The following is a 13,910-nucleotide window of genomic DNA, read 5'->3' on the forward strand; positions in this document are numbered from 1 at the left end:
CTCCTATTATAATTCTCTAACTGCCGCTTTAAACTGGTTACCGCGGTCTTCGTAATTTTTGAACAGATCGAAACTGGCACAAGCTGGCGATAACAATACAGTATCACCACGTTTAGCCAAATGAAAAGCAATCTGCGCTGCTTCATCTGCCGAAAAAGTATTTACAATTACTTCTACATCATCCTCGAAAGCATCGTGGATGCGTTTGTTATCCTTACCCAAACAAACGATAGCCTTAACCTTACTTTTAACCAGATCTTTAAGCATGTTGTAATCGTTTCCTTTATCAACACCGCCCATAATCAGCACTACATCGCTGGTCATACTCTCCAAAGCATACCAGGTAGAGTTCACATTGGTGGCTTTACTGTCGTTGATAAAATCGATCCCCGAAATTTTGGCCACATGCTCTAACCTGTGCTCAATATTTTTGAAATTGCCCATGCTCTCGCGGATGGTCTCATTTCTTAATTCTAAAACTTTAGACACAATGCCCGAGGCCATAGAATTGTAAATGTTGTGCTTGCCCTGTAAGGCTAAATCTGAAATAGACATGGTTAGTTGGTTATTTGGTTCTGTAAGGATATGTATAGTAGTTTCTTCTAAATAAGCACCCAGTTCTACTTTTTTAGTAATTGAAAAGGGAAAGGCTTTCGCCACAGGCTTAATCAGCGCGATGGCTTTTAGGCTCTCTTCGTCATCTGCACAATAAATGAAAACATCTTCTGCTGTCTGGTTTTGAACAATCCGCATTTTAGATGCAGCATAATTCTCCAGTTTATAATCGTAACGGTCTAAGTGGTCTGGTGTGATGTTGAGCAAAACAGCGATATCTGCTTTAAACGCGAACATATCATCAAGCATGAAGCTTGAGATTTCCAGCACATAATATTCGTAATCTTCTGTAGCTACCTGTGCTGCAAAACTCTGCCCGATATTACCAGCCAGCCCCACGTTTAACCCTGCATTTTTCAGGATGTGATAGGTTAATAAACTCGTAGTCGACTTACCGTTTGAACCCGTAATGCAGATGGTTTTTGCATTGGTATATCTTTTGGCAAATTCAATTTCCGAAACCACAGGAATCCCTTTTCCTACCAATTTTTTAATAATTGGGGCCGTAGGCGGAATACCCGGACTTTTAATTACCTCTGTTGCATTTAAGATCAGTTCTTCGGTGTGCTTTTCAGATTCGAACGGAATAGAAAGTTTTTCTAATGCAGCGCTATATTTATCGGTAATTACCCCATAATCGGAAACAAAAACATCGAAACCTTTTGCCTGGGCCAATTTTGCAGCGCCAACCCCACTTTCGCCGGCACCAAGAATAACCACACGGCCCTGCCCGGTCATCGCTGACTTAGTATTGCTTGATGTGCTATTATTCGTGCTCATTTTTTTAGTATCAAGTAATGGGTATCGAGTATCAAGACACGAATACCATCACATTTTAATTTTTTACCTTATTTTTTATTTACCACTAAGGGTATTTTATTTATTATTCTCTCTTTTACCTTTAGTCTTTCAGCTTTTCCCTTAAACCTCAACCTACCTTAACTTCAATGTTACAATGGTCATAATTGCAAGCATGATTCCGATAATCCAGAAACGCGTTACAATTTTGGCTTCATGATATCCCTTTTTCTGATAATGGTGATGTAAAGGCGACATCAGGAAAATCCTGCGGCCTTCGCCAAATTTCTTCTTGGTATATTTAAAATAAGATACCTGCATAATTACCGACACCAGTTCTACCAGGAATATTCCACATAAAATCGGAATCAGCAGCTCCTTGCGGATCATGATGGCAAATGAGGCAATGATTCCGCCAATGGCCAAACTTCCGGTATCGCCCATAAAAATCTGCGCCGGGTAAGAATTGTACCACAGGAAACCTACGCAGGAACCCACAAATGCACCTGCAAAAATCATCAGCTCTGCAGAGTTTGGGATATACATAATATTGAGGTAATCGGCCATAATGGTATTACCCGATACATAAGCCAAAATGCCTAGCGTGATCCCGATTACTGCCGAAGTTCCCGTAGCTAAACCATCAATCCCATCGGTAATGTTTGCCCCGTTCGAAACCGCGGTAATGATAAATACCGTTACAATCAGGAAGATAAAAAATGCATATTTCTGGTAATCGGCACCCAAAAACTTCAATACCTTTGCATAATCGAACTCATTGTTCTTATAAAAAGGCATATTGGTTTTAGTCGATTTTACATCTTGTGTATAATAAAAGGTTTCTCCTTTTTGGCGTAATACCATCGGAACCGTAGAAGTGCTTTTTACATCGTCCTGTACAGTTTCCCTTACCACAATATTTGGATGAAAGTACATGGTACAACCTACAATTAAGCCTAAACCAACCTGACCAACTACTTTAAAACGACCTGCTAAACCTTCTTTATTCTTTTTGAAAACTTTGATATAATCATCTAAAAAGCCTACTACCCCCATCCAGATTGTGGTGATGATCATTAAAATCACATAGATATTGGAGATATTGGCAAATAACAAGGTCGGAATAAGAATGCCCAGCAAAATAATGATACCACCCATTGTTGGTGTCCCTTGTTTTTGCATCTGTCCTTCTAAACCTAAATTTCTTACGGTTTCTCCAACCTGTTTCTTATGCAGATAATCAATTAACCTACGTCCGTAAACGGTGGTAATTACCAATGATAAAATAATAGAGATAGATGCACGGAAAGTGATGTACTGAAACAACCTTAACCCAGGTATATCATAATGCTTATGCAGGTATTCGAATAATAAATATAACATTAGCTGATTGGTTTTAATTGTTCAAGTAAAATTTCTTTATCATCAAAATGGTTCCTTACGCCATTAATTTCCTGGTATTTCTCATGCCCTTTACCAGCAACAAGAATAATGTCTCCTGGTTGCGCTAAATGGCAGGCTGTTTTTATAGCTTCTTTTCTATCTAAAATAGATAGGGTTTTACGCTTATTGGTCGGTGAAACACCTGCTTCCATTTCGCTGATAATCGCCTGTGGATCTTCCGTTCTGGGATTGTCGGAGGTCAGGATCACTTTATCGCTCCAATCGCATGCTACCTGAGCCATAATAGGGCGTTTGGTTTTATCTCTATCCCCGCCACAGCCCAGCACTGTTATTACCTGTTCTGTTCCTTTGCGGATATTGGCGATGGTGCTCAACACATTCTGAACAGCATCTGGCGTATGCGCATAATCTACAATGCCTATAATCTTATCTGCAGAGGTGATGTAATCAAATCTTCCTTCAGCGCCTGATAAACGGCTCAACAAAGTCAGCACCTTTAATTTATCCTGCTCCAACAAAATGGCTGTTCCATACACGGCCAATAAATTGTAGGCATTGAAAGACCCTACAAGTTTGAAGTAAACGTCTTCGTTATCGATATCTAAATGAAGGCCACTGAACTGGTTCTCAATAATTTTTGCTTTAAAATCGGCCAGTTGTTTAAGCGCATAGGTTTTTTTATGTGCTTTAGTGTTCTGCAGCATTACCACACCGTTTTTATCGTCGATATTGGTGAGTGCAAATGCCGATTTAGGCAGCACATCAAAAAATGCCTTTTTAGCTTTCAGGTAAGCGTCAAAAGTTTTATGAAAATCTAAATGATCGTGTGTTAAATTCGAAAATACACCACCTGAGAAAGTCAAGCCTTCAATCCGGTGCTGAGAAACCGCGTGTGAGCTTACTTCCATAAAACAGTAATCGCAACCTGCATCGACCATTTCTCTTAAGAGTTGATTTAATGCGATCGGGTTTGGTGTGGTATGTGTTGCGGCCACTACCGTATCATTAATATAATTCTCTACCGTTGATAAAAGCCCGGTTTTGTAACCTAAATCCTTAAATAACTTAAAAAGAATAGTGGCTATAGTAGTTTTTCCGTTGGTTCCTGTTATGCCGATCAGTTTCAGATCTGCCGATGGATTTCCAAAATAATTCCCGGCAATGATACCCAAAGCCACAGCAGTGTTTTCTACTTTAATATAAGTAACCGTAAAATCATCGATCTCTGGCAAATTCTCGCAGATAATTACTCCTGCCCCTTGCTGAATGGTCTGCTCAATAAACTGGTGTCCATCTGCCACAGTACCTACTACAGCAAAAAAGATATCATCTTTACTTACTTTACGCGAATCGAAATTCAGCGCATTGATTTCCCTATCGGTTTTACCAACCAATTCTTTAATCGTTACGCCAAAAAGTAAATCCTGTAATTGCATTTTTTTATTCTTTTAGTATCGAGTAGTAAGTATCAAGTAGTAAGACCTGAAACCTTTCTACCCTCAACCTTCTACCTTTGTTTAGTATCGGTTAGCAAGACCTTAAACCCTACACCTTTTACCTTACACCTTAATTCAATTCTATCTGTACACCCAATCCTTTACCCACCTTTGTTCCGGCGATGATGGATTGACTCACCACTTTTCCAGAACCCGAAACCTTTGTTTTCAAACCTGCATTCCCTAAAAGGTACAATGCATCTTTCAGTCCCATTCCCGCCACATTTGGCATCACACCTTTGCGCTCGTTATTTTCCTGAAAAACTGTTCCTGCACTGGTATCAATAATATTGTAATACTCAGATTTTGAAGCAAAAAGTGGCTTAAAACCAAATGCTTTATACACTTTCTGAGTTGCTTTACTCTGTCCTGCTTTTGTTGGCGGATTACCCGTATTACCTACCAAACGGGTCGGCATATCGTTATACATCTGCATATCACTTGCATAAATACGGTCAGCCACTTCCCTAAAAACAGGTCCGGAAACCAAAGCACCGTAATACCCTCCTTTGGGATCATTAATTACCACAATCATTGAATATTTTGGCTTATCTGCAGGAAAGTACCCCACAAACGAAGCCTGGTATTGTCTTTTAGCCTTATACCCTTTATTTGCATCAGCTACCTGAGCGGTACCTGTTTTACCAGCAATTTTATAAAGTGGGTTGTGAACATATTGTTTACCGCTTCCTTCAGTAACCACCCCTTCTAGCATGTTTTTGATTTTACTCAAAGTAACTTCTGAACAGATCTTATCTTTAATCACCCTGGCTTTAAACTGCTCTATCGGGTTACCCAGCCTTCTGATTTCTTTTACAAAAATTGGCGCAATATATTTTCCATTATTTGCAACCGCATTATAAAATGACAACATCTTTAATGGGGTTAACTGCATCTCGTACCCATAGGCCATTTGTGGCAAAGTCATGTTTTTGTTCCAACTTTTATTTGATGGATTTTTTACTACAGGCTTTGCTTCACCTGGTATTTGTAAATCCATACTTTCGTTCAGGTGCCAATTATATAAATGATCGGTAAACTTTTTAGGATTAGCACCATATTTACTATTCACAAGATAAGACACAGCTGCATTTGATGATTGTTCGAATGCTTTTTTAACGGTTACCACGCCAATACTTCCGTGTGAATCCTTAATCATATGGCCGGGTATTTTATAATTACCTGTGCCTACCATTGTATTGGTATCTACCAGTTCATCTTCAAGTAAAGCCATATAAGAGGCTAATTTGAAAGTTGAACCCGGATCCTGATTACCCGCAATCGCGTAATTAAATTTTTCTTTGTAAACACCCTCTTCCACTTTTGAGTAATTGGCTACTGCTCTGATTTCGCCAGTAGCAACCTCCATTACAATTACCGCTCCGTGGTCGGCATCGTACTTAATCAACTGCTTCTCTAAGGCACTTTGCGCCAGATCCTGCATATTGATATCAATGGTTGAAATAATATCAGCACCATCTTTCGGGGCCACTTCGGCTTCCTCGTTTACCGGGATATAAACACCTCCAGCGATGCGCTGCATTAATCTTTTTCCGGTTTCGCCGTTGATATATTCCTTATAAGCTCCTTCTAAACCAACACCGTTTTTAACATTCTCATTTTTATACCCAATGGTACGGGCAGCCAAAGCCTGAAAAGGAAGAATCCGTTTGTTCTGCTGAACAGCAATTAAACCGCCACTAAACTTCCCGATGTTATATAACGGAAAAGTCCTGATGGTTTTAAGATCAGCATAACTTACTTTTCGGTGAATCAGCAAATAGCGCGAGCTGTCCTGACGGCCTTTACGCAGGTAGCGCGCATATTCTTTAGCGGTTTTATCTTGAAAAATCTGCGAGAGTTTATAACCTAAAGAATCAACTTTTTCATTGAACACATCTTTATCAGCAATGCCACCGGCGAACATATCCATGCGCAGTTCGTATTCCGGGATCGAAGTAGCCAGTAAACTGCCATCATTAGAATAAATATTCCCACGGGTGGCCTCCACATTTACATATCGTGTAGAAAGACTATCTGCCATAGCTTTCCATTTTTTCCCTTGCACATACTGTACCTGACCGAGGCGTAAAAACACCGCGAAAGCAAAAAGCACAATTAAGCCAAATGCCAGATATACACGAAGCAAGATGTTTGCTCTAATATTCATCGCTTTTAACAATTATTTTTTTTGGTGGTTCAATCAGTTCTTTTATCCCAAGGGTATCTACCTTTTTGGCAACCTCTGTCAGTTTACTTTTAAACATCAGGTCGGCCTTAAGGGATTTATACTCCCATCTTAATTCTTTTACTTCTTTATTTAATTTATCAATCCGGCGAACATTGTTTACCGCAAAGTGGCTATTGGCAATGTAAATCATTCCCAAGAGTGCCAGAAAACACAAATAAGGCAAAGCATCAGTTGCCGCCTCTTTACTCACTAATCCATCATTAAAAAGCTTGCTGATAAATGAATTGCTATCCATTTTTTCTTCAGCAGTTTTTGGCCTTTTGGGCGCAGCTTTCAGCTCTGGTTCGGGCCCAATCTCTTCCTCTTCTATCTCTTCCCTAAACCTGTTCATATCTTTTCCGCAATTCTTAGTTTCGCACTGCGGGCCCTATTGTTTTGGGCAATCTCCTCATCAGTGGCAATTATCGCTTTTCGTGTAATTACATTAAATGGTTTTTGCTGGTTTCCGAAGAAATCCTTTTCTACTTCACCCTGAAATTTACCTTTCGCCATAAAGTTTTTAACTGGCCTGTCTTCTAAAGAATGGTAAGACATCACCACTAAATGACCGCCAGGCTTCAATACATCAGCTGCCTGCAGCAGAAAATCTTCAAGCACTTGTATTTCAGCATTCACCTCTATGCGCAGCGCCTGAAACACCTGCGCCAGATATTTATTCTCTTTTCCTTTCGGGATATAATCAGCAATTGCCGACTTCAAACTGTCGATATCTGTAAATGGCTGCTCCAAACGCGAAGTCACGATGGCACGAGCCAATGATTTAGCATTTTTCACTTCCCCATAAATCCCAAAGATTTTATGCAGTTTATCCTCCGTATAGGTATTCAATATTTCAGCAGCCGTTAAATCACGATGCTGATCCATACGCATATCCAGATCGGCATTATGACGGATAGAGAAGCCACGTTGCGGCACATCAAACTGATGCGAGGAAACCCCAAGATCAGCCAGAATACCGTCAACCTGCTTAAAACCTTTTAAGCGGAGATTGTTTTTTAAAAAACCAAAGTTCTGGTCGATAAAAATAAAACGATCGTCAGCAGGAACATTCGCCTGGGCATCAGGATCCTGATCAAAAGCAATCAATTTCCCTTTTGACCCAAGATGTTTCAAAATCTCTCTCGAATGACCACCGCCACCAAAAGTAACATCCACATACACACCGTCAGGTTTAATATTCAAACCATCAATGCAAGGCTGCAACATCACAGGAACATGGTAATTATTCGCCATCTGCCCCTCCTTTCTTATCACCCATTACTTTCTGGGCAAGGCTTGCAAAATTGGCCGGAACATCATCAAAAATATCTTCGTATGATTTTTTATCCCATACTTCGATGCGATCCAACTGGCAGGCCAGCACAAGATCGCTACCGATACCCGCATATTCTACCAAAGATTTCGGTAAAAGCACACGGCCGGCAGCATCAAGCGAAAGCTCGGTTGCCCCGCGCGTAAACGCCCTAACAAATGCGCGGTTTTCCTGATCGTAAATATTAAGCTTGGAAAGGTCGGCCACAACGGCATCCCATACATTTTTAGGATAGATCACCAGGTTTTTCTCAAAACCACGGTTAATAATGAGCCCATCATTCTCGGCATTAGGCAATTGTTTCTTAAGCGCAGCAGGTACCATAAGGCGGCCCTTTGCGTCAAGTTTACAATCGAATTCTCCTAAAAGTTGGGTCATAGTGGTATCTACACTTTTTATCTAGTGTAAAAGTAAATAGTTCTACCACTTTTTACCACTTTTTACCACAAAAAAGTTTTCCACATCCTTTTTGTTACAATTATGGCGACACAAGATAAACAGAATAACTTGTTAAGCATACGAAGAAACACATTAACCGCTGATAATTAGCCTTTTAAAATATTTTAGCATAAAGTGTCAGCCTGGCCCATTTTTTAATCAGATTTCTATAATTTGATAAAAAACGCTCATTTACAGTGATTAATTGGTGGGTGATCCGCCCAATTTTAGAAGACATCTTATTTGAAAGTAGCAAGAAGCAAGGAGAAAATTGCCTTAACAAAACGCTTTAATTAATAATCCATCCTTAATATTGTCTTTTTTATTTAGCGGCGACTGCTATTTTAGGCATTGTAAAATTGATTTGCATAAAGCGCATTTATTATTTAGACTGATTAAGAATAATTTGGATTGGAGCGATTAAAACGATTTCTTTGTAAGACAAACTATTTTTAACAGGAACTAAAGCATAGATGCGCTAAAATGAAGTCAGAACACAAACCTAAAAGTATAAACTGGGCAAAACACCAAAAAAGATGGTTTGGCAAGTGGCATCTTTATGTTGGCATAATTGCAGGTGCAATTGTTGCTTTTATTGGTGTAACGGGAAGTATTTTGGTTTTTCAGGACGAAATTGACAGGGCGTTAAATCCTGATTTGTTTGAGGTTATTGCACAAAAGAAGAAAACGTCTGTTGAGGAAATTGTGCCAATCATTAAAAAGAACTACCCCGGGTTAAAAATCGACTACCTCATGCTGAATAACTTCAAAAACCCCAATGAAGCATATAGCGTGATGAACTTAAAAAGTGAGGAAGAAACATTTATCAACCCATATACCGGGCTTACAAGTGGTAAAAGAATCCATACCAGTTCTTTTATCCATGTGGTTACGGAACTGCACCGAACATTGCTGATTCCAGTTGCCGGCCGTTACATTTGTGGCTTGGCATCTCTGTGTCTTTTGATTTTAACCATTTCGGGTTTGCGTTTATGGATCCCAAAGAAATGGAAACAGCTAAAATCGGCGCTTAGCGTAAGGTTTAGTGGCTCATTTAAACGCCAGAATTACGATTGGCACAATTCGCTGGGTTTTTACTCGTCACCTATTGTGGCGATACTAAGCCTCACGGGTTTTTCCATTACTTTTTCTACCCTGGTAATCCCTTTCCTTTTTTTATTAAGCGGAAAATCGCCGCAAGGCGTAGCCCAATTATTAGGTGCTAAATCGGCCTGGCATGCGCAGGCCGTGCCACTGCCGCTTGAGGCCATTACAGCAGCGGCCAAACAAAAAATGCCCAATGCCCATATTGGAGGAATCGCTTTTCCGGCTGATAAAACCGGTACTTACCGTTTAGATATGCTAAGCGGAAACCTGCCTAAAGTAGGAAAGAGGGAAATGCTCATTGTTGATCAGTATACAGGTAAAGTACTACTGAACAGCCACCAAGATTTTCCTAATGTAGGTAATGCTTACCTCAGTTGGCTAACACCAATCCATTATGGGAGTTTTGGCGGCAGGCCTACACAAATTATTGCCATTATTGCCGGCTTAATGCCGCTTGCGCTTTTCATTACCGGATTCATTATCTGGTGGCCACGCTATAAGAAACAAAAGAGAGGCAAAAAACAAAAAACAGATGAAGCAACCTTGGATGAGGCATTGGGAATTCCGACGGTTGAAAAAGAACCAAAGCCGGCAAAAATCGAAATACCACTACCAAAACTGGGCAGATATTTCCTGATCCAGTTTAAATCGGGCTTTAAATATGCCATTGTTATTCTGTTGATCAGTTTTATGATGGGTGCACTCTATGGCCTTCCTTCAGGAATAATTATCCAGCCGGCCATTTTCGTAGTGGCGTTTAGCTGCGTAATGGTCTGCTTGAATTTTATATGCGCATTGTTATCCGAAACATTCAATATCCTTTTTCTGCTGCCTTTTAAAAGGGGAAGTCATAGGGTAACCAGGTATTTTGCACTATCATCAGCTTTTTTAGTATGTTATTTGGTCGTTTATATGGTATTGCTTAATACCGGTTTAGCAATTTTCTAGCATGAACGCTTCTAAAAGATATCTTTTACGCTTTTCACTGATAGGCTCAATAAAAATAACCAGATTAAGAATCGTTTGATTTTCATGTATAAACCTTTTTAAACAGTGAATACTTCTACAAGGCCCGGGCATTTAACATAACCAATAGGAGGCTGTATTACAACCAGTGATCCATTCGAACTTATCATGTTGAGCTTCTCGAAACGTTTTGTGAAACATTTAAACAGTCCCTTCAACAGGTTTATCTAGTCCTTTGGATAGGATAACAATTTCTATATTGTGATACAGCCTCCTTTATTAGAGATACTTATTTCGCCGGTGTAATTACAATTTTCCGGTATTCGATCGGTTCGTGATCTCCCTGAAGATAAATAGGTCCGGGCTCTCCCTCATTACTATCCAATGCTCCTCCGGTAATGCCCGGAATTTCCTGGTTACTGATGATGGTTTTACCATTGGCTACCACGGTTACTAAACGGCCAACAAGGGTAATATCGTAAGTTTGCCATTCATCGGGGCCGAGCGTAACCATTTCATTAGCGGTTAAAAATCCATAAATACCACCGAAGAGTACACTGTTAGGATGAGCATCTTTTTTACTATCTTCAATCTGAACCTCGTAACGGCCTCTTAAATATACCCCACTGTTTCCCCCTTTGGTGTATTTAAATTCAACGTGGAGCTTAAAATCATTATACTTCTGTTCGGTAATAAGATTTGAACCTGCTTTCGGACTGGTTAAAACACCGTTTTTCACGATCCATTGGTTTTTTCCACTAGCTTTCCATCCAGATAGATCTTTGCCGTTAAACAAATTAACAGGTTTACCCCATACCGGCGCAACAGCCCTTTTCAGGTAAGGGGCCTTAATACCTTTCCAGCTATATTGTTTACCGTCGCAATTTGTCATTGTCCCCTGGAGCCTTGCATCGGCAACCGTACCATCGATAACCAGATTCGAGGTGCCGCTTTCCCATTGTGGCGGGATTTCGAACCTAAACTTTCCATTATCAAACTTTACTTCCGATACCGGACGCGCGCTACCGGCAGTAGATACAAAGTAGCCCACTAAAGTTTTATAACCCGATAGTTTTACTTCCAGCCAGGCAGGTGCCGGTTTCCCGTTTACATCAACGGTAATGTCCCATCGGCCGATCAGCGCAGCAGGCTCAACATCCAGTTGAATGTTATCAGATACCGCTACTGTTGCAGCCAATGTTTTTTGATACAGACCTGCAAGCAGCAGACAGCTTATACTAAACAAAAAGATTTTTTTTCTCATATTATAATTTGATGTTTTATACCCAAAACCAATAAATTACAGGCCAAGGCAAATTACCAGTAAGGTATGATTTATTTGTTTTAAGCACAAGTAGTGCTTCACTCCTGCACAGCATCGTTACACGACCACTGTACCGTTATAACAATAAGTCTTAATAAACACGTGTGCTAACCCATGTACAAAACAGCGTGAGTTGAAAATCATCTAAAAGCAAAGGCCCTTGCAAGTTGATCTGCAAGGGCCTCGTTTATGTTAAGATTGATGTTTTATCCATTAATGGCTTTAACACCTGGCAATTCTTTACCTTCCATATATTCGAGTAAAGCACCACCACCGGTAGAAACATAACTTACTTCATCCTCCATACCGAATTTTGCAATTGCCGCAGCAGAGTCGCCACCACCAATTAAAGAGAATGCACCGTTATCTCTGGTTGCAGCTACAACTGCTTCTGCAACAGCTTTAGTTCCTACCTGGAAACTTTCCATTTCGAAAACCCCCATCGGGCCGTTCCATAACAAGGTTTTAGATTTTTTTATCACATCCTGAAACAAGGCAACCGATTTTGGCCCGATATCCAGTCCCATCCAATCTGCAGGAATCTGACCAGAGTCTACATCTTTTTTATCTGCATCGTTTGCAAATTTATCAGCAATTACCGTATCTACTGGTAAAATCAGGTTTACACCCTTCGCTTTTGCTTTTTCGATCAACTCTAAAGAAAGTGCTTGTTTATCGGCTTCTAATAATGAGGTACCAATTTCGCCACCTTGTGCTTTAGCGAAGGTATAGGCCATACCGCCGCCAATAATCAGGTTGTCTACCTTATCCAGCAATTTCTCGATCAAAAGAATTTTATCTGATACCTTAGCACCACCCATAATTGCAGTAAAAGGTCTTTCTGCATGGTTTAATATTTTCTCTGCATTTTCTACTTCTGAGGCCATTAAATAGCCAAAGTATTTTGCATCTGGAAAAAACTGGGCAATAATTGAAGTTGAAGCATGTGCACGGTGAGCAGTACCAAAGGCATCATTTACATAAACATCGCCTAATTTTGATAATTTCTCTGCAAAGGCAACATCACCTTTTTCTTCTTCTTTGTAAAAACGAAGATTTTCTAACAATAAAACTTCACCCGGTTTTAAATCGGCTGCCTGCTTTACGGCACTTTCACCAATACAATCATCAGCAAACTTAACTTCAACACCAACAAGGGCAGACAGATCTGATAGGATATGTTTTAAAGAAAATTTATCAATTGGGCCATCTTTCGGGCGGCCTAAGTGAGACATTAAAATAACCGCACCACCATCTTTTAAGATTTTAGAAATGGTTGGCAAAGCCGCCCTGATTCTTTTATCGTCTGTAATTTTAAATTCATCATCTAAAGGCACATTAAAATCTACCCTGATTAATGCTTTTTTATCTTTAAAGTCAAACTGGTCAATTGTATTCATGTTTAATTATTTTTGATTTAAGTTTAATTTCATTTCGTAATGGAAACCGATGCCAGGGATATCGAACTCCGGCGATTCGGTAGTGAAGCCGATTTTCTTGTAAAAAGCGGCCGCCGTTGAACGGGCATTACACCATAAATAATCGGTTTTATATTCTTTTAGGTATTCAATGGCAAAAGTAACCAGTGCAGCACCATAACCATTTCCAACGGCATCGGGATGAGTGGCCATGCCCCTAAGCTGATAGCCCTCCCCTTCTTCCGGAAAAAAATCGTTCCGCATAAAGGTCGCAATTGATTTTATTTCCCCGTCTTTTAAAAAACCAAGATGAAAGGTATCGTAGGCCAGATCGCCTTCAAAAATGCATGCTTCGAATGGTTTGCCGTTGCGCAAAACCAGGCTTCTTAAAGGCAGTACTTCTTCTGGAAGAATAAATTTGACCATATTTTTAGTATCAGCTAGCTTACATCTGGTGTGAAGACATTGCTATTGGATGCGCTGCAAACGTTTGCAAAGTTAATAAAGCAATTGAAACCCGATAATAATATCGGCCAGAATTTTTAACATTTTAGATACTCACTGGGCAGGTATCAAAAATAAGTTGAAAATAACGGCTGTTCTATCTTTATACTTGAAAGAAAGAAATTAGGCGTTTTGTATTTTCTTGCAGTACCAAGGTGTTTAGCCCTGGGCGTAGCGGCATCCCCAGAGCGCAGCGCAGGGATATAGCGAAGAACGGGAGCAAACTTTAATAACGGTACGGGCCCTGCGCTCCTAAAAAAGAAATATTTTTATTAAT

General features: G+C 40.0%; 11 protein-coding genes. 1 reads left to right on the top strand and 10 read right to left on the bottom strand.

All coding sequences use genetic code 11. The annotated features are described in order from the left end of the window. Positions 1-6 precede the first annotated feature (6 nt). The 7 genes from murD to mraZ form a co-directional block, all read right to left on the bottom strand. Positions 7-1,395: a UDP-N-acetylmuramoyl-L-alanine--D-glutamate ligase gene (murD, locus tag AC1RJ8_RS20775; RefSeq protein ID WP_492955450.1), complete on the bottom strand. Its 1,389-nt coding sequence runs from the start codon at positions 1,393-1,395 to the stop codon at positions 7-9. Positions 1,396-1,548: 153 nt separating this feature from the next. Next, complete coding sequence (gene mraY, locus AC1RJ8_RS20780) at positions 1,549-2,796, bottom strand: phospho-N-acetylmuramoyl-pentapeptide-transferase (RefSeq protein ID WP_492955451.1); 1,248 nt, start codon at positions 2,794-2,796, stop codon at positions 1,549-1,551. Beyond that, positions 2,796-4,253: a UDP-N-acetylmuramoyl-L-alanyl-D-glutamate--2,6-diaminopimelate ligase gene (locus AC1RJ8_RS20785; protein ID WP_492955452.1), complete on the bottom strand. Its 1,458-nt coding sequence runs from the start codon at positions 4,251-4,253 to the stop codon at positions 2,796-2,798. The genes mraY and AC1RJ8_RS20785 overlap by 1 nt, the downstream gene beginning before the upstream one ends. Before the next feature lie 130 nt (positions 4,254-4,383). Then, entirely contained in the window at positions 4,384-6,483 is a 2,100-nt protein-coding gene (locus AC1RJ8_RS20790) for a penicillin-binding protein (protein ID WP_492955453.1), read from the bottom strand. Next, positions 6,473-6,895 (bottom strand): FtsL-like putative cell division protein, encoded by a 423-nt coding sequence (locus AC1RJ8_RS20795; RefSeq protein WP_057932628.1) that lies wholly within the window; start codon positions 6,893-6,895, stop codon positions 6,473-6,475. The genes AC1RJ8_RS20790 and AC1RJ8_RS20795 overlap by 11 nt, the downstream gene beginning before the upstream one ends. Next, entirely contained in the window at positions 6,892-7,797 is a 906-nt protein-coding gene (rsmH, locus tag AC1RJ8_RS20800; RefSeq protein WP_492955454.1) for a 16S rRNA (cytosine(1402)-N(4))-methyltransferase RsmH, read from the bottom strand. Before rsmH ends, AC1RJ8_RS20795 begins: the two co-directional genes overlap by 4 nt. Then, entirely contained in the window at positions 7,787-8,254 is a 468-nt protein-coding gene (mraZ, locus tag AC1RJ8_RS20805; protein ID WP_492955455.1) for a division/cell wall cluster transcriptional repressor MraZ, read from the bottom strand. Before mraZ ends, rsmH begins: the two co-directional genes overlap by 11 nt. A gap of 543 nt (positions 8,255-8,797) precedes the next feature. Here mraZ and AC1RJ8_RS20810 point away from each other — a divergent pair. Continuing rightward, positions 8,798-10,369 (top strand): PepSY-associated TM helix domain-containing protein, encoded by a 1,572-nt coding sequence (locus AC1RJ8_RS20810; protein WP_492955456.1) that lies wholly within the window; start codon positions 8,798-8,800, stop codon positions 10,367-10,369. A gap of 307 nt (positions 10,370-10,676) precedes the next feature. On the opposite strand, the gene AC1RJ8_RS20815 is transcribed toward AC1RJ8_RS20810, so the two are convergent. From AC1RJ8_RS20815 to AC1RJ8_RS20825, 3 genes are all read right to left on the bottom strand, one after another. After that, a complete protein-coding gene (locus AC1RJ8_RS20815) occupies positions 10,677-11,651 on the bottom strand; it encodes a 3-keto-disaccharide hydrolase (protein ID WP_492955457.1) in 975 nt (324 codons plus the stop codon). A gap of 266 nt (positions 11,652-11,917) precedes the next feature. Then, positions 11,918-13,111 carry a phosphoglycerate kinase gene (locus tag AC1RJ8_RS20820; RefSeq protein ID WP_492955458.1) on the bottom strand — a complete coding sequence of 398 codons (1,194 nt, stop codon included), beginning with the start codon at positions 13,109-13,111 and terminating at the stop codon, positions 11,918-11,920. A 6-nt stretch (positions 13,112-13,117) separates the two neighbouring features. Then, complete coding sequence (locus AC1RJ8_RS20825; RefSeq protein WP_492955459.1) at positions 13,118-13,555, bottom strand: GNAT family N-acetyltransferase; 438 nt, start codon at positions 13,553-13,555, stop codon at positions 13,118-13,120. Positions 13,556-13,910 lie beyond the last annotated feature (355 nt).

This window comes from Pedobacter sp. GW822-FHT03F06 (genome assembly GCF_058801365.1).